This is a genomic window from Evansella cellulosilytica DSM 2522 (assembly GCF_000177235.2).
GTDB classification, from domain to species: Bacteria; Bacillota; Bacilli; order Bacillales; family Salisediminibacteriaceae; genus Evansella; species Evansella cellulosilytica.
The window spans coordinates 3,471,601-3,488,534 of record NC_014829.1 but is presented as its reverse complement, the minus strand read 5'-3'; the positions used below and the strand labels follow the sequence as shown (position 1 = coordinate 3,488,534).

Genomic DNA, 16,934 nt, shown 5'->3' with positions numbered 1-16,934 from the left:
ATTTGAAAAATGATGATTGGCATAAATTAAGGAGGATCAATATGAATATTACGATTTATGATGTGGCAAGAGAAGCAAGTGTATCAATGGCTACAGTGTCTAGGGTAGTAAACGGAAATCCAAATGTAAAGCCTACAACGAGAAAGAGAGTGTTAGAGGCAATTGAGCGTCTTGGCTACCGACCAAATGCTGTTGCAAGAGGTTTGGCTAGCAAAAAGACAACAACTGTTGGTGTTATTATCCCAGATATTTCGAGTATTTTCTTTGCAGAATTGGCGCGAGGTATTGAAGATATTGCAACAATGTACAAGTATAATATTATTTTATGTAACTCTGATCAAAACATAGATAAGGAAATCCATTTAGTAAATACTTTACTAGAAAAACAAGTAGATGGAATCGTATTTATGGGCGGAGAAATCACAAAAGAACATGAAGAGGCATTTAAAACATCTCCTGTTCCAATTGTATTATCTGCAACGATTGATCAAAACAGGTTATTCCCTTCAGTCAATATTGACTATGAACAAGCTGCCTTTGATGCAGTCACATCATTTATAAAAAGAGGGCATAAAAAAATTGCTATTTTATCGGGAAGCTTAGAGGATCCTATTAATGGATATTTGAAGTTTGCAGGTTATAAAAGAGCATTAGAAGAAGGAAATCTGCCGTTAGACGATGATCTAATCGTCATCGGTGATTACACATATGACTCTGGCTTAGAAGCAATGGAAACATTGTTAGCGTTAGAGGACAAGCCTACTGCAATCTTTGCAGGAACAGATGAAATGGCTTTAGGGGTTATTCATGGAGCTCAAGATGCAGGTTATGACGTACCGAATGACTTTGAAATCTTCGGATTTAATAATACAAGGTTAGCTACAATGGTGAGACCAACTTTATCAACTGTAGTTCAGCCAATGTATGATATCGGTGCTGTATCAATGAGATTATTAACAAAATATATGAAGAAAGAAGAAGTAAGTGAGAATGTCGTTATATTACCACATCGATTGGAATTTAGACATTCTACTATAGAAGCGCAATAAGAGCGCAGCTTCCCCCTATATGTCCAGTAAAATCATCTTCAGGCTTGAAATATAAAGAAACTACAGTAGTTAGTAGGGGAGAAAATTATGAAAAAATTAGATATGTTAACTCCAATTGGTATATTCCTTGGCTTAACGATGATTTTATTGGCTATTTATACGAGTGAAATAGGTGGCGGTGGAGCTGGTTACTTTTTTCAGGTTACTTCGATTTTAATCGTACTCGGAGGATTGTCTGCAGCGATTTTAATTAACTTTTCAATGGCTGATGTAAAAAGTGTACCAATCGTTTTAAAGGAAACATTTCAAACGCAAAATCATGATATACAAGGGTTGATTGAAACGTTTGTTGATCTTTCTACAAAAGCAAGAAGAGAAGGATTACTTGCTCTTGAGATGGGATTAGAGGATGTCAATGATCCATTTATTGAAAAAGGTGTATTATTAGCTGTCGATGGCATAGAACCAGAGATTATTAAAGACATTATGATGGCAGAAGTTGTCGCTATGGAAGAACGACACCGAAAAGGCCGATCGATTATAGAAAAAGCTGGTGAGTACGCACCAGCATGGGGAATGATTGGTACTTTAATTGGACTTGTTTTGATGCTACAAAATTTAAATGATCCATCTTCACTAGGACCTAATATGGCTGTTGCACTACTTACGACTTTATATGGTTCTTTACTTGCCAACTTAGTTTTTATACCTATGGCAAGTAAATTAGCTTTAAGTACAGAAGAAGAAGTATTTATAAAGCAAATCGTTATTGAGGGAGTTATCGGAGTTCAATCAGGTCAAAACCCTAAAATTCTACAAGAAAAATTAAGTGCATTTTTACCTAACCATGCAAAAAAAGGTGAAAGTGAAAAGGAAGAAGAGGAGATTTTGAATGATTAGAAGAAGGAGACAAGGAAATACAGAAAAAGGTGCTCCTAAATGGATGGTTACATTTTCCGATCTAATGACATTAATTCTTGTATTCTTTGTCTTATTATTCTCTATGTCGGTAGTCGATGGACAAAAATTTCAAGCTGTAGCAGAGTCTTTTCAGGATCGAGCACTTTTTGAATTTTACCCATCGCTTATCCCATTCGACAATCCAGCGGAAGATAGAGATACGAAGGATGACCCTTTTGATAATGAAGTCGATCCGTTTGAGAACTTTTTAGACTCAAAAAAGGAAGAAAATAATCAACAATTAGATGATCTTCTAGTTGAGGTACTAGACTTTTTAGAAGCAAACAATTTGTACGAAAGTATATCAGCCTCACGCGATGATCGCGGTGTAGTACTAGTGTTACAGGAACAGGTTTTGTTTGAATCAGCTAGAGCGGAACTCATTTCAGACGCAACTGCATTCTTAGATAAAGTAGGTACATTAATAGAATCTGTACCTAATCCAATTATGGTAGAAGGCCATACGGATAGTAGGCCGATTGAAACATTTCAATTTCCATCCAATTGGGAATTATCTGGTGCCAGAGCGAGTAGTGTAATAAGGTACTTAGTCGATAACCATGATCTTGATCAATCTAGGTTTGTATCAGTAGGTTATGGGGATACTAGGCCAATAGCACCTAATACGACGAATGAGAATTTACAAAAAAATAGACGTGTTGTTATTGTAATTGCTGAACCTGATGCTGAAAATGCAGAAATATATTAAAATAATTGCAATAAGATATCTAGTACTTTATATTGATAAAAATTTCCGGGGAAATCTCCGGATTTTTTATTTTATTCTACAATTATGCCCCATAAGCTTATTGGCAAATGGGAAAAATATAGAGGGACTAAAAAAGGTTAATATTAAGGGCACTGAAAAAGTGGTGTTCTTTGAGACCACTGAAAAAGTAGAAATTGATATTTTATTGTATTAATATTCAATATATCTAAATTATAGAAAAGGTTGATGAGATCGGAGCAAGCGAGGTAACTGTCTCTTCCTCTACGAGCATATGCTTTGGAGCGTATCCGTCGAGACAACTCGAAGCATAAGGCGACGAAGTAACGCTCGTTCCTGCGGGAGTAAAGGCAGAGGTAAGTTGAGAAGCTTTAAACTATCGCTACTGAAAGTAACTGATTAGGAGGGTTAAAGTAATGAAAATAGGAATTATAGGTGCGATGAAAGAAGAGGTCCAATATTTTAAGGAGTCAATTAATGAACAAAAAAGTAAGAAAATTGGTTCGTTCACTTTTTTTTCAGGTGTGTGGGAAGAGCACGAAGTCGTAATAACCCAATGTGGGGTTGGGAAAGTGAATGCAGCCATGACGACACAAATATTGATCGACATTTTTCAGAGTGAGAAAATAATATTTACAGGTGTTGCAGGAGAAATATTAGAGAGCTTGAATGTTGGAGATATTGTAATTTCTACTATTTGTCAGGAGCACGATATTGATGCAAGTCCGTTAGGGTTCAAAAGAGGAACAATTCCGATGCATGACGGACCTTCAGCGTTTAAAGCTGACCCCGAATTAGTTGACAAAGCTTATGAAGCATCTATGGAAACAGTGAATAAAGGAATACAAGTCATCAAAGGGAAAATAGTTAGCGGAGATCAATTTATAGCTAATAGAGAGGATGTAAAGGAGTTATCCGAATTATTTGATGCTGCATGCGTTGAGATGGAAGGTGCCGCTGTTGCACATGTTGCTAGCTTTAATCAAGTTCCTTTCGTAGTTGTGCGTGCTATCTCAGATAAGGCGAATGGTGAGGCTGCTGATAGCTTCGAGTCATTTGTTGAGGAGGTAGCCAAGCTATCAGCAGAAATTATTGGAAATTTGATAAAAAAAATATAGTTTAGTTAGTCATAGATAGGATGAAGAACTTTGGCAGCGGTTCTTCTATTTTTTTTCTCAATCTCAGTTTTTCTAGGAATAGGTGGATACATATTAGAAGGGTCGTCCCAATATAAAGGAAGGGGATGAGGAGATTCCTTCTGCCACGTGTCAATCCAGTTATTTGGTATTGGATTTTTTAATAAATTTGTTTGGTTTGACATTTCAAGCCATATTGCTGCCCAAGCTCGTGGCACTACTCTCCAAATATCATAACCTCCTCCACCAACAGCAATCCACTTGCCATTACAGTATTCGTGAGCAAGGCTATGAGCGAGTTTAGGTATTTCTTGATATAGGCGTAGTGTTCCACAGAGGTGTGTAAGTGGATCGTAGTAATGGGCATCTGCACCATTCTGTGTCAGTATAATATCAGGCTTAAAATACGCTATGACTTCTCGCATCACACTTTCATAGGCACTTAGAAAAGAACTATCCTCCGTAAAAGCTTCGAATGGTACGTTAAAGGAGTATCCATATCCTTCTCCATGTCCAAACTCATTAACGTGTCCAGAACCAGGGAATAAAAAACGACCACTTTCATGGAATGAAAGTGTGCATACATTAGGATCATCGTAAAATGCCCATTGTACTCCATCCCCATGATGTGCATCAGTGTCTACATATAAAACCTTTGCATCATATTTTTTTCTCATATATTCAATCGCAATGGAGCTATCATTATAAATGCAAAAACCAGAAGCCTTCCCTCGAAAGCCATGGTGCAACCCGCCACCGAGATTAATAGCATGCTTAAATCCTTGTTCAAAAACTAAATCTACTGCTGCTAAAGTGCCACCTACTAGCCAAGCAGCTGCATCATGCATATAAGGGAATACCGGGGTGTCTTCTGTACCAATACCGTATGTCATTGCATACGAGGAGCGAAACTCTCCCATACTAGCGCCCTTTACTGCTGTGATAAAGTCCTCTTCATGAATGAGCGATAGTTCCTCGTCTGTTGCTTTTCTAGCTGGGTAAATATCATTTGGATTTAGTGCATGTAGTTTCTCTAGTAGGTCCTTCGTTAACGTTAATCTCTTTTGGTTAAATGGGTGATGTTCACTAAATTTATAACTTAATTGCTGTGGTGAATAAATAAATGCAGCTTCCCGATTCATTATTTCATCTCCAAGTCAGTTGGCCATAAAATGGTATAACCTTTTATTCTTAATGAATGAACAAGTATTCTTATATCCATTGTTTGTAAGCGAAAAAGAAGAATTTTTTTTGTTAAGGTTTCAGCCGGATAAACGAGGGCACTTTGGATATTGATGTTATGTTCTTTAATAACGGAGGCAACCTCGGATAACATACCACTTTTGTTAGCCACCTCTAATTCTAATCTGGAAGTTGGGACATCAACACCGGTTAGCTTCACAAATGTATTCAATAAGTCCTTCTCAGTAATAATGCCAATCAGCTTTCCATCGTCTTCTACAGGCAAGCAACTAATTTGATTTTCAGTCATCATATTAGCTGCTTCTTCAATAAAGTCATATGAAAACGCTGTCAAAACATTTTTTGTCATAATATCTAATAAAGGTCTTTCATAAATAGTGATATTATTATCATCAAATATGGATGGACATGCATCTCGAAGATCTCGGTCAGATATTATTCCCGCTATTTGTGCTGTTTTATCCAAAATTGGTAAGTGCCTAATCTTATTAACTTCCATTAAATTTAGCGCTTCTTGGATCGTTGTTTCTGTCGTTGCTGTGATTACTGATGTCACCATAATATCTTTTACTTTCAAATGATATCCCTCCCCTATCTATTAAGAGATCTTACTAGAACATGTATTTATACTTAAAGCGAACTCTATCAAACTCGTGAACGTGATCTGGTGTAACGTTTTTTCCAATTCTTGCCATTAAACAGTTTGCTGGATGAGAGCATATTTCAGGATCGTCTGTAGCATACCATTCAAGACCGCCTGACTTCATCACCTTCTCCATAATATCTCGATATTCCCAAACTGTTAAGCCAGTACCCTTAAGGTCCCAATGCCAATAATACTCTGTCGTAATAATAATATAATCTTCTACATTATCATCCATCATAGTCACTTTTAAAATGTGCTTAGCTAACGCATAGCCTCTGTAATTTGCTGAAACCTCGATAGCACCTAATTCAATTAAATTTTCTAAATTAACTTCAGACCAACGCTCTAATGGATCTGGATATAGAAGGGTGGCATAGCCTACAATGACATTATCTACTCTAGCGATAATGATCCTATTTTCTGGCAACTCAACTACCTTTAGTAAGGATTCATACTGCTTCTGGGCAGGGCGAAAGGCAACTAAACCGTCATCAAAGCTAAGACGATTCAGCGTTTCTTTTGTTATCGGACCTTCAATAACAAAGGAATGCTCTTTGCTCTTTAATTCGATCGAATGAAATTTCTTTTTATGTTTCATGAAACAGCCACCTTTTACGATGAGAAGGATTATTATAATTACTATAACACAATTTATATTACTGTTTTTTGTGATTTTCTTAAATTGGAAAAAAAGTTGTTGTCATGTCCTATACGTTATTGAAGTGCTAAAGCTGTTGACCTAAATGATCATTTTCTAATCGCGTAAAGATTTATGCAAGCTCAGATGTCGTATTCAATTAAAAGGAGGTTGACTTATAAGGAGAAAGTTTTCCTTATAAGTCAACCTCTATGAAATGTGCGGGTCAGCCGCAATCCCTTAACCCCTACTATAAATGGTTTTATGATAGTGGGTGTCCGACGAGTGGCACCTTTTTAATATAGCTTTTGATACACATCCTCAGATGACTAGTGTAGCCATGAAAGGGAATTTGTTAGCTTATGGAACTCACTGACATTATTTGATTCTATCCGTTATTATTTCGATTGCGATTTCCATTTCCATTTCCGTTTCCATTGCCATTATTGGAATCATGCTCGTTACCTTCACTGTTATTTTCATCTTCATCGTCTTCAGGCTTAGTAGCATTATCTTGTTCTCTCTCTGGTCTTCTACGCTCATCCTCCTCTGGCTCAGGCTCAGGTTCGGGTTCAGATGGTTCTTCATCTTCTGGATTGATGTATTCACCAATGATTACAACGTCACTTTGTGAGGATTCCCTACCAGCAACATCTACTGCGGTTACATAATAAGCACCATCGTGTCCTGAATAAGTGAATTCTTCATCCCATTTCACGCTATCAACGAGTGTGAAATCAGTACCTTCATCGATAGAATAATATATACGGTAGCCAATGACGTCTTCCTCATGATGATTATTCCATGATATTCGGTTACTTGAAACTGAAAGTGAAGATAATGGATCTGGTGTTTTCCCGTTATCTGGTGCTTCTCTGTCAGGAATAAGTGAACTCCAGCTCTCTGGCATAAACGATGCTACATTCACATCTTCACCAAAATCGAAATATTCTTCTTTTACAGATATTCCTTCATTTGTAAATTCTAATGGTGTCGATTCTAGTGCTCGATACAAGTCACCATCAATACTCACATAATTAACGCGCTCAAGGCTATCATCAACTTCTGTTGGGACATACTTAGCATTAAATAGATCGGTTGTTACAAAACCAGCTTCTCTACATAAATCGGAAGGAAGCATACCTGAAATACCACAGATCGATTGACTAACAATTCCTCCTGGAGATTGGAACTGATCAGAAGGACCAATTAATTCAGGATTAACTTCATAGAGCTCATTAGCCATATTTGCCCACAGCCGTTGAAGTCGAGGCGAATAATCGTTCGCTAATCGATGACCATTACCATATCCAATCCATGCGCTTAAAGTAACATTTGGATTAAGACCAACAAACCAATAGTCTCTAGCATGTCCTTCATCATTTGTTGCAGTTCCCGTTTTTCCAGCCCAATCGGCTTGGAAGCTTAAATAGCCAGGGATTCTAGTTGCTGTACCCGATCTTAGTACCTCACGCATCATGTCAATCATTAAATAGCTTGTTTGTGGTGAAAATACTTCTACTGGATCAGGTTCATGCTCATAAATAACTTCACCAGCCGAGTTTTCAATTCTTTCAATGACGTAACCCTCTAGATATTGTCCTTCATTTCCAAACGTTGCATAAGCTGCCGTATTTGCTTCGACTGTCATTTCCAATGTCCCTAGTGCAGTCGATGGATGAGGAAAAGAAGAATCATTAGGGAAAAATTTTTCAAATCCTAAATTAACTAAAGTTTCTCTTCTTAAGTCGTGTGGGATTTTCTCCGCCTCTCGAACTGCAGGAACGTTACGGGATAGTGCCAACGCGGTTCTTGCAGTAATGAGCCCACGGTGATCCCTATCAAAGTTTCTCACTTGTGTTGAATCGTTAGGTGGTGGATAAAAATAAGTTACGTCTGGTGTTATCATACCAGGCTGGATCACACCAGTATCTAAACCGAGTGCATAAGTATAAAGTGGTTTTATTGTAGAACCAGTTTGTCTTTCCGCTTGTGTAGCATGATTATAGTTTTCTTGCTCATAATCACGTCCACCAACAAAGCTTAAGATTCTACCTGTACCATTTTCAATGAGCATGGAACCGGCTTCCTCTAAAAACTCCCTTGCTTCTACTTCACCTTGTTCATTCGTTCTCGTACCACTTACACTGCTTGCAAAGCTATCCGAGTAATCAGCTACTGCTTTTTGATGTGCATCATAAAGCTCTCTATCAATCGTCGTATGAATTTTATAACCATCACGATGTAACGAGCGCTGTGCTTCTTCCCGGTACCTTTGTCTTAATAAATCTCGTTGATTTTCATCATCAATGTCTTCTAGGATGATTCCATCTGCCTCAAGTAAGGCAATTGCTAAAGCATCTGTAGCTCTACTTCGTACGTAGTCAGTGACATATGGGTAGTCATCAAGACTGCTCGGCTGTGGCTCAGCAAGATTTGCACGAATATCATATGCTAATGCTTCTTCGTATTGTTCATCCGTAATATAGCCTCTAGAATGCATTCTATTTAAAACCGTTCGCATTCTATTTAAACCTGCATCCATATTTTCCTTTACTTGCGCTTCACCTTGTTGCCTAGATGTAAAAGGTGTGTAGGCAAATGGACTTTGTGGTAATCCTGCAATAAATGCTGCTTGTGGTATGTTTAAGTCTTTTGCGTCAACTCCAAAAATACCTTGTGCCGCAGCTTGGACACCAGCAATTTGTCTCCCAGATGCATTACGCCCAAATGGAACGACATTTAAATATGCTTCAAGTATCTCATCTTTTTCAAAAAATTGTTCTAGCCGAATAGCTAAAAGTATTTCCACAGCTTTTCTGTCGTGTGTTACTTCGCTCGTTAAAATTTGGTTTTTTATAAGCTGCTGTGTTAGCGTACTACCACCAGTTTGCGTTGATGCATTTGAAAAGTCTTGATAAATTGCTCGCAGTAGCGCTTTTGGTACAATTCCGTTATGCTCTTCAAAATACTCATCTTCCGTTGCAATAACGGCATTAATTACATGCTCTGACATTTCCTCTAATGGAATTTCCCTTCGTTCTAAAGGGCTTGGTAAATCGCCTAAGTAGTCGTTTCCAGCAAAATAAATTTCCGTTGCTTCTTCATAGTCGTATATGTCTCTTCTCATGTCCTCATAGCTTCGTACAGGCTCGTCCTTTACGAGTGAAATAAAATAACCAGCCCCAGCCCCACCAACAAACAGTAAGGACATAGTACCTATAATCGTAAAAATGAGAAAGAGGTTCCATACAACTTGTGATGTTACACGAACGCTTTTAAAAACAGTTTGTGTCTCACGTCGTTGAAAAATTTTTTTTATAGAAAACCGATGATCGCTCATAATTGCATAACCTCCTAAAAAGTCATGAATATTATAGCATAAATAAGAGGATTGTTAGTAGAAAACTTGTACAATAACGAGTTGTTGTTGACAATAGTACTATAGTATGGTAAAAATTTAACATTGATAAATATTTATATTTGCATTGATGAGGATAGAGTAGTTTTTGTCTCACTGTCTCAGAGAATCGGTGGCTGCTGTGAACCGATACACAGACTAAAATGAATTACCCCCTCGGAGCAACTTCTTTGAAAGAAGAACGTATGAGAGGCGTTAACTCTATTTTTGAGAGGAGAATTAATTGATTAATTCTCAATCAGGGTGGTACCGCGAATAACTCGTCCCTAAAGATTTAGGGGCGAGATTTTTTTGTTTTTTGGACATATAGCTTTTAAAGTAAATTTTAAAGAAGGGATGTTATCAACGATGAACTTATTAGAGGATTTACAGTTTCGTGGTTTAGTAAACCAAGTAACAGATGAAGACGGATTGAAGGAGCTTTTAAATAAGGAAGCTGTTACGTTATATTGTGGATTTGATCCAACTGGAGATAGTTTACACATTGGACATCTATTAACGATATTAACCCTACGCCGCTTCCAGTTAGCTGGCCACAAGCCATTAGCCCTTGTAGGTGGCGCAACAGGGCTTATTGGTGATCCAAGTGGGAAAAAGGCAGAAAGAACGCTAAATGAACAAAATATTGTTGAGCAATTTAGTGACAAAATAAAAGGTCAATTATCCCGCTTTCTCGACTTTAAAGGAGAAACTAGCGCTAAACTCGTAAATAATTATGATTGGATCGGTTCCATGTCTGTTATTGATTTCTTACGAGACGTTGGAAAAAACTTTGGTCTCAATTACATGCTTGCGAAGGATTCTGTTGAATCTCGTATTTCTTCAGGTATTTCCTTCACTGAGTTCAGTTACATGATTCTACAATCATACGATTTCTATGAATTATACAAAAATGAAGGCTGCAAACTGCAAATTGGTGGAAGTGACCAGTGGGGGAACATTACTGCTGGATTAGAGCTAATCCGTAAAATGAATGGTCAGGAGGAGGATGAAAGGGCGAAAGCGTTCGGCTTTACGATTCCTCTAGTAACGAAGGCTGACGGTACAAAATTTGGAAAAACCGAGGGTGGTGCGATTTGGTTAGATCCAGAGAAAACCTCTCCATATGAATTTTATCAATTTTTACTAAACACAGATGATAATGATGTAATCAAGTTCTTAAAGTACTTTACATTTTTATCTCAAGAAGAGATTGAAGCGTTAGAAGTTGAAGTTGCAGAGCGCCCACACGAACGAGCTGCGCAAAAAAGATTAGCAGAGGAACTGACCGCGTTTGTACATGATGAGGCAGCATTAAAGCAAGCAAAAAACATATCTACTGCTCTATTCAGTGGCGGTGACTTAAAGCAGCTTACCGCAGATGAAGTGCTCCAAGGCTTTAAAGATGTGCCTTCCTTTACAACGGAAACTAATATAGGATTAATTGATTTGTTAGTTAATGCTGGCATTTCTCCATCTAAGCGTCAAGCAAGAGAGGATATATCCAATGGTGCTGTCTATATTAACGGAGACCGTTGTCAGGAATTAGATAAAGTCGTTGGAAATGAGGAGAAAATAGATGGTCAATTTACGATTATAAGAAGAGGGAAGAAGAAATTTTTCTTAATTCGTTACGAATAAAAGTATCGTTTTGAAAGTGTGGTTCCCATTGTCTAATAAAAAGGCCTGGAAATGGTTACACTAGCGACATTTCATAAGGGGAGACTGTATAGGTAAAAATGAACCTTTTGAGTCTCCCTTTTTTTGACTAGATGTATCAAATTTAAGTAGTAAGGAATACAAAAAAAAACTAACAGGTGAAAAAATAATAAGACCAGAGTTGAAATGTTACTCATTCATTCCTTATAATAACTATTTGATATTTATTCGGTCGAATCAAAATAAAGGTGATAATGCTTGGAGCAATGAGGATTAAAGAAAGCAGTGCAATGATGACACTTACCATTGCGAAGATATGATTCTATAGAAATCTCGTGTTTACATTCCCCACATAAAATAGCTTTTTTATGGAATTCCTCTTTACGCCATAATTCAGTGTGATGTTTTGCAGCTTCTTTATGACATTTGTAGCATGGATAGTATTTACGACAGCATTTAAATTTGATAGAAACAATATCATTTTGCCCGTAATAATGCTTGCATCTTCCTTGTTCATCAACAGGAAAACCATAAATTTTCATAAAATTTCACCACCCCTTTATTAATAGATTAACCGTACGTTTTAATGGAAGTTATTATGAAAAATAAAAGCCCCTTAAACGTTGATTCACAACATTTCAAGGGGCTTTTGTGGTTAAGCTTTAAACAAAGCAGATTAACGAGAGTAGAACTCAACGATAAGCTGTTCTGTGATTTCAGCAGGTAATTCAGAACGCTCTGGTAAACGTGTGAAAGTACCTTCTAAAGCGTCTGCGTTAAAGTCAAGATATGCTGGTACGAAGTCATTTACTTCAACTGCATTTTTGACAGCATCAAGGTTACGTGATTTTTCACGAAGACCAATTACTTGGCCAGGTTTTACACGGTAAGATGCGATATCTACGCGTCCACCATCGACAGTAACGTGACCATGATTAACAAGTTGACGAGCTTGACGACGAGTACGAGCAAGTCCCAAACGATAAACAAGGTTGTCTAGACGAGACTCAAGAAGAATCATGAAGTTCTCACCGTGGATACCTTGAATTTTACCAGCTTGGTCAAACAATTTACGGAATTGACGTTCGTTCATTCCGTACATGTGACGTAGTTTTTGCTTCTCTTGAAGTTGAAGTCCGTATTCAGACATCTTCTTACGTTGGTTAGGACCGTGTTCCCCAGGTCCATAAGGTCTTTTTTGAAGCTCTTTTCCAGTTCCACTTAGGGAAATTCCTAAACGGCGGGAAAGCTTCCAGCTTGGTCCAGTATATCGAGCCATAGTTAGCTCCTCCTTTATATTTAAAAAGTTAGTCAAATATAAACAGTGGCAATCTCATTCATCTAGCCATTTTACTTTCATGTATCCTCGCCTCGACAGCTAGAGGTTACGCGATACACCTCGTTTTTTAGCAGAAGACTACTTCTGCGACGTAGACACGCCTGTCCTTTACGTAGTGACAATCAAACGGGAATAAAATGAACCACATGATGTTTACCGTGGCTGCCTTATTTGCACAAATTACAGTGTATATTTTTTTTTATATGAAGTCAAGTGAATGAGAAAAATAATATATGCATAATGATAAAAAAAAATTACAGTTTACACCATTTTTGTTATACGATAGAGATGAGTATATTTTTTCCAATCATAAATTTTTTTAAAATGTCTAATTACATATTTTCCTTAATGGAATTACTGCAATATTTAATATAATGTCCTGGAGCGAAAATCAACAACAAATTTTACATAGCCAATCAAATTAAAGAGATGCTTGTATTAAAAAAGGAGAGGGTACAAGTGAAAAGTATAACTTATAATAGTGACTTTTCTCATTTTTTTCAAACCTTTTTTGAAAGTGAGAAACTTTACAAGAACGCTATTTTATTTTTAATAGATAGAAGTGGTGAAATTGTTTCTGTGTATCCATCATCCCCTCTACCTTTTATGGAGTCTTTACTCAATGATGTGTTAAGGACGATGAAAACAGGTGAAGCGCATTGTTCGAACGATCAATTTCAATTGATTACGACGGAAATATGTATGAGTAATGACACTCATCATTTTAATGGTACACTCGGTTTATTGTTTGAAAGATTGATAACAAATAAAAAGGAAGCGTTATCATTTTTAGGGAATATAAAGCTTTCGATATACTCTTTTATGAAACGGGAAAAAAGTACAATGAAAGAGGGAAATGATGTGAGTGAAGGTCAAGTGGATTCTGTTTTTTTGAAGGTAGCTAGCGTTCTTCAAAGTACTAAAGGTAGTAAGAACATGAAAATATTCGTTAGAAGCTTTTTAACCGTAGCTAAAGAGTTTTGTAAACAAGATGATATGTTACTTTTCTCATTGTTCGATAAAGAAAAAAGAATTTATTATCCTGTGGAGGCTACAAATGAAAACTTATTAAATAGTAAGAATGACTTTACATTAGAAGAAGATACTCTGCAATTTAAAGGGGACAAAGAAATTGTTGTTAATCATGAAAAGGTGAAAGCTTCAACATTCTGTCTCACTCATAAACAGGATAATATTTTAATACCTGTTTTGTACCAAGATAAAACAATTGGGTTTGTTTCGTATTTAACTAAAATTGATAGTGTAACCAACAAAATTACGTTTCGTTTAGAACGAATGATTGAAGCATTAGGGCCATGGTTTCACCAATTGGTAGAAAATGAACAAATTCTCTTTGAAAGAACAAGAAAAGATTTGTTATTAAAAGTTAACCGTACTTTTTATTCATCGATGGATGTGTCTGCCATTTTAGAAGAGGTGCTAAGCGCACTTTATGAAGCATACCCCCAATATGAAATTGATTTACTATTATCCCATGATTGGGATGTGTCGTCACATCTTCCAGTAAAGCCTTTAGAATTTAATAATAAATTACTAAACAAAGATTACGCAGCTACAGCATACTTAACAGGTGAAATTCAAGTTGATAAGAGCATCATTACGACGCTGTATGTACCTTTAAAAGGAAAACAAGGAGTATATGGTGTATTTAAAATGGCTACCTCTGAGTTGCAGTATACATTTGAAGATGAACTTGATTTTATTCAAGTTTTAGCAGATACAGGTGGAAATGCATTAGAAAATGCTGAGTTATACCAACAGTCGAAACAGCATATAGCAAACTTAAAGTTTATAAATGAAACTTCTCAACAGTTAAATGAAAACCTTAAGCTTTCTGAAGTAACTTTATATATGGTAACAAAGCTAAAACAAAATTTTGCTGCAGAAGAAGTAGGTTTTTTACTATTTGAAGATAAGGATAATGGGAAATATGAAACATTAGAAGGCAGCAGTGATTACTTTTTAACAAAAGCATCAATGATTGATTTAAAACCTTATTTAGATAAAATTGAAGAAAGTCATGATGCTATATTTCAAGGAAACTTAGACAATAACGGAAGTCAGTTTTTGTGTGATTATCAATCATTAATGGTTGTGCCGATGAGTCATAATGGGGAAGTAATCGGAGCGGTGGTTGTACTTGGTAAAGCAGCTTATTCATTTAGTTTTGATTCGTTTAAGCTTTTTCAATCATTTGTCCAACATGCAACATTGGCTTTTGTAAACTCGATTCTTCATGAAGAGCTAGAGAAGTTAGTGATAACTGACTATTTAACGAAATTGTATACACGAGAATATCTAGATAGACAAGTGATCTCTTCATTTGATAAGTATGAATCTGGTGCTTTTATTTTATTTGATATTGATCATTTTAAACGAGTAAATGATCAATATGGGCATCAAATTGGCGATGAAGTAATTATTCAAGTAGCGAAAATGATCAGCAGCACTATTAAAAGCAAGGACATTGCTGCAAGGTGGGGGGGAGAAGAAATCGCGATTTACTTACCTGAGGAGGACAAGGTAGAGGCAATGGCCATTGCTGAAATAATTAGGAAAAAAGTAGCGCAGCATTCATCTCCACATGTAACTGTTTCATCTGGTGTATCTAGTTGGAGTAAGACCGATAATCAATGTTCATTAAAAAGGCTATTTCAGGATGCCGACAAAGCGTTGTATAAGGCCAAAAGTGCTGGTAGAAATCGTGTAGAAAGCTAAGGAGCTGTTGTCGTTGACTCAAAAGGTTAATTTACCTATTGAGTCAACTTTTAAGCAATGGGCGAAACGGGCGGTATCACTGAACTACCCTACTATAATTGAGTTTCTTATGACGGGTTTACTGTGAATATAGCACCTATTAGCTTAGCGCCCCTCACAGCTAGCTTTATTTCTCTACAAGTGCTTCATCAAGGCTTGAACAAATAGTTCTAGTCCTTCCTGGTCTTCCTTAGTAAATCTATTTTTTGATGGGCTATCGATGTCCAAAACACCAAATATTTGATTATTTTTTATCATTGGTATGACGATTTCTGAATTCGATGCTGCATCACAAGCGATATGCCCAGGAAACTCGTGGACGTCATCAATTCGCATCGTTTTTTTCTCCTTTACAGCAGTACCGCAAACACCTTTACCATTAGGGATGCGAATACACGCTGGTAATCCTTGGAATGGACCTAATACTAACTGATCTTCCTTCCACACATAAAAACCAACCCAATTAATATCAACTAGAAACTGGTTAAGTAGTGCGGACGCATTACTCAAGTTTGCAGTTACATCTGTTTCTCCTTCTAAAAGAGCATTTAATTGTTTATTAAGCATGTCATATTGTTCTGAAATTGTGCCTTCATAATGTTGCTGTTGAAACATGTAAATGACCTCCTACTATTAAAAATGAATCAATTTATTTTTGAAAAGTATATCACAACTTTATTAGAATGATAGAAAAATAACGATTTACATCGTATTATTTTATAATAAGAGATAGTACATGGAGGTGAAGAAATTGACAAAAAGAGCTTCAAAAGAAAAGGTGATTAAAGCTGCAATTAATTTATTTAACGTGAAAGGATTTTCAGGGACCTCAGTGCGGGATATTGCAAATGATGCAGGTTGTAACGTTGCTCTTATATCATATTATTTTAGGAATAAGCAAGGTTTACTAGAACATTTAATCACTTCTTTCCTAGAAAGGTATATTGAAGCAATTGAAATACAAGTAAAAAGAGCTGAAAATGAAGAGGAATCTGCATACGATTGCCTTTTAAAAGCTATATGGGATGTCATGCTCTATCAACAAAATAAACATCAACTAGCGAGGTTTGTCCATAGAGAGATTACGTTAGACACTGTGCTCGTTCGGGAATTGATGACTACGTATTTAGCGAAGGAAAAACATCTTTATCACACTCTTGTTCAAATAGGCTATGAAAATGGAGAAATGGATAAACTTCCAAATGAATACTTTGAATTGCAATTACGTGGAATGCTGATCATGCCATTTCTCCACCCACAGTATATTCGAGAGGTCTATCACCTCATGCCACACGAGGGGCATTTTTTAGATCAATATTTTTCAGAAATAGCAAACTGGGTTGCTATTCATTTCAATGATGATATTACTTCTGTATGATAACTTAGACGAAATGCTCCGT

14 protein-coding genes and 1 other annotated feature are annotated in these 16,934 nt (G+C 36.6%); of the genes, 7 read left to right on the top strand and 7 right to left on the bottom strand.

Features of this window, described 5'->3' with window-relative positions; all coding sequences use genetic code 11:
- Window positions 1–41: 41 nt before the first annotated feature.
- The 4 genes from ccpA to BCELL_RS16135 all read left to right on the top strand — a co-directional run bounded on the left by ccpA (window position 42) and on the right by BCELL_RS16135 (window position 3,854).
- Entirely contained in the window at window positions 42–1,049 is a 1,008-nt protein-coding gene (gene ccpA / locus BCELL_RS16155) for a catabolite control protein A (RefSeq protein ID WP_013489846.1), read from the top strand.
- A gap of 87 nt (window positions 1,050–1,136) precedes the next feature.
- On the top strand, window positions 1,137–1,949 hold the full coding sequence (gene motP, locus BCELL_RS16150; RefSeq protein ID WP_013489845.1) for a flagellar motor protein MotP: 813 nt from the start codon (window positions 1,137–1,139) through the stop codon (window positions 1,947–1,949).
- Window positions 1,942–2,718, top strand: a complete 777-nt coding sequence (motS, locus tag BCELL_RS16145; RefSeq protein WP_013489844.1) for a flagellar motor protein MotS — start codon at window positions 1,942–1,944, stop codon at window positions 2,716–2,718. The genes motP and motS overlap by 8 nt, the downstream gene beginning before the upstream one ends.
- Window positions 2,719–3,152: 434 nt before the next feature.
- Window positions 3,153–3,854 carry a 5'-methylthioadenosine/adenosylhomocysteine nucleosidase gene (locus BCELL_RS16135; RefSeq protein WP_013489843.1) on the top strand — a complete coding sequence of 234 codons (702 nt, stop codon included), beginning with the start codon at window positions 3,153–3,155 and terminating at the stop codon, window positions 3,852–3,854.
- Between the two features lie 5 nt (window positions 3,855–3,859).
- On the opposite strand, the gene BCELL_RS16130 is transcribed toward BCELL_RS16135, so the two are convergent.
- The 4 genes from BCELL_RS16130 to BCELL_RS16115 form a co-directional block, all read right to left on the bottom strand.
- Window positions 3,860–5,014 carry an acetoin utilization protein AcuC gene (locus BCELL_RS16130; protein ID WP_013489842.1) on the bottom strand — a complete coding sequence of 385 codons (1,155 nt, stop codon included), beginning with the start codon at window positions 5,012–5,014 and terminating at the stop codon, window positions 3,860–3,862.
- Entirely contained in the window at window positions 5,014–5,652 is a 639-nt protein-coding gene (locus BCELL_RS16125) for a CBS and ACT domain-containing protein (protein ID WP_013489841.1), read from the bottom strand. Before BCELL_RS16125 ends, BCELL_RS16130 begins: the two co-directional genes overlap by 1 nt.
- Before the next feature lie 34 nt (window positions 5,653–5,686).
- A complete protein-coding gene (locus BCELL_RS16120; RefSeq protein ID WP_013489840.1) occupies window positions 5,687–6,319 on the bottom strand; it encodes a GNAT family N-acetyltransferase in 633 nt (210 codons plus the stop codon).
- A gap of 427 nt (window positions 6,320–6,746) precedes the next feature.
- A complete protein-coding gene (locus BCELL_RS16115) occupies window positions 6,747–9,701 on the bottom strand; it encodes a transglycosylase domain-containing protein (protein ID WP_013489839.1) in 2,955 nt (984 codons plus the stop codon).
- A gap of 136 nt (window positions 9,702–9,837) precedes the next feature.
- Window positions 9,838–10,050 (top strand) — a binding site (T-box leader).
- Window positions 10,051–10,127: 77 nt separating this feature from the next.
- Here BCELL_RS16115 and tyrS point away from each other — a divergent pair.
- Window positions 10,128–11,399 carry a tyrosine--tRNA ligase gene (tyrS, locus tag BCELL_RS16110; RefSeq protein ID WP_013489838.1) on the top strand — a complete coding sequence of 424 codons (1,272 nt, stop codon included), beginning with the start codon at window positions 10,128–10,130 and terminating at the stop codon, window positions 11,397–11,399.
- 242 nt (window positions 11,400–11,641) lie between these two features.
- On the opposite strand, the gene BCELL_RS16105 is transcribed toward tyrS, so the two are convergent.
- Both BCELL_RS16105 and rpsD read right to left on the bottom strand, forming a co-directional pair.
- Window positions 11,642–11,959: a CHY zinc finger protein gene (locus tag BCELL_RS16105; RefSeq protein WP_013489837.1), complete on the bottom strand. Its 318-nt coding sequence runs from the start codon at window positions 11,957–11,959 to the stop codon at window positions 11,642–11,644.
- Between the two features lie 134 nt (window positions 11,960–12,093).
- Entirely contained in the window at window positions 12,094–12,696 is a 603-nt protein-coding gene (rpsD, locus tag BCELL_RS16100; protein WP_013489836.1) for a 30S ribosomal protein S4, read from the bottom strand.
- Window positions 12,697–13,215: 519 nt separating this feature from the next.
- On the opposite strand from rpsD, the gene BCELL_RS21745 reads away from it, so the two are divergent.
- Window positions 13,216–15,495: a sensor domain-containing diguanylate cyclase gene (locus tag BCELL_RS21745; protein ID WP_013489835.1), complete on the top strand. Its 2,280-nt coding sequence runs from the start codon at window positions 13,216–13,218 to the stop codon at window positions 15,493–15,495.
- A 174-nt stretch (window positions 15,496–15,669) separates the two neighbouring features.
- Here the strand turns inward: BCELL_RS21745 and BCELL_RS16090 are convergent, their stop codons facing one another.
- On the bottom strand, window positions 15,670–16,149 hold the full coding sequence (locus BCELL_RS16090) for a GAF domain-containing protein (protein ID WP_013489834.1): 480 nt from the start codon (window positions 16,147–16,149) through the stop codon (window positions 15,670–15,672).
- Between the two features lie 136 nt (window positions 16,150–16,285).
- Here BCELL_RS16090 and refZ point away from each other — a divergent pair, with 136 nt between their 5' ends.
- Window positions 16,286–16,912 (top strand): forespore capture DNA-binding protein RefZ, encoded by a 627-nt coding sequence (refZ, locus tag BCELL_RS16085; protein WP_013489833.1) that lies wholly within the window; start codon window positions 16,286–16,288, stop codon window positions 16,910–16,912.
- Window positions 16,913–16,934: the final 22 nt, after the last annotated feature.

Excerpts from the sequence above, each read along its gene's own strand:
- ccpA (WP_013489846.1), top strand. The coding sequence starts at position 42 with ATGAATATTACGATTTATGATGTGGCAAGAGAAGCAAGTGTATCAATG.
- motP (WP_013489845.1), top strand. The coding sequence starts at position 1,137 with ATGAAAAAATTAGATATGTTAACTCCAATTGGTATATTCCTTGGCTTA.
- motS (WP_013489844.1), top strand. The coding sequence starts at position 1,942 with ATGATTAGAAGAAGGAGACAAGGAAATACAGAAAAAGGTGCTCCTAAA.
- BCELL_RS16135 (WP_013489843.1), top strand. The coding sequence starts at position 3,153 with ATGAAAATAGGAATTATAGGTGCGATGAAAGAAGAGGTCCAATATTTT.
- BCELL_RS16130 (WP_013489842.1), bottom strand. The coding sequence starts at position 5,014 with ATGAATCGGGAAGCTGCATTTATTTATTCACCACAGCAATTAAGTTAT.
- BCELL_RS16120 (WP_013489840.1), bottom strand. The coding sequence starts at position 6,319 with ATGAAACATAAAAAGAAATTTCATTCGATCGAATTAAAGAGCAAAGAG.
- BCELL_RS16115 (WP_013489839.1), bottom strand. The coding sequence starts at position 9,701 with ATGAGCGATCATCGGTTTTCTATAAAAAAAATTTTTCAACGACGTGAG.
- tyrS (WP_013489838.1), top strand. The coding sequence starts at position 10,128 with ATGAACTTATTAGAGGATTTACAGTTTCGTGGTTTAGTAAACCAAGTA.
- BCELL_RS16105 (WP_013489837.1), bottom strand. The coding sequence starts at position 11,959 with ATGAAAATTTATGGTTTTCCTGTTGATGAACAAGGAAGATGCAAGCAT.
- rpsD (WP_013489836.1), bottom strand. The coding sequence starts at position 12,696 with ATGGCTCGATATACTGGACCAAGCTGGAAGCTTTCCCGCCGTTTAGGA.
- BCELL_RS16090 (WP_013489834.1), bottom strand. The coding sequence starts at position 16,149 with ATGTTTCAACAGCAACATTATGAAGGCACAATTTCAGAACAATATGAC.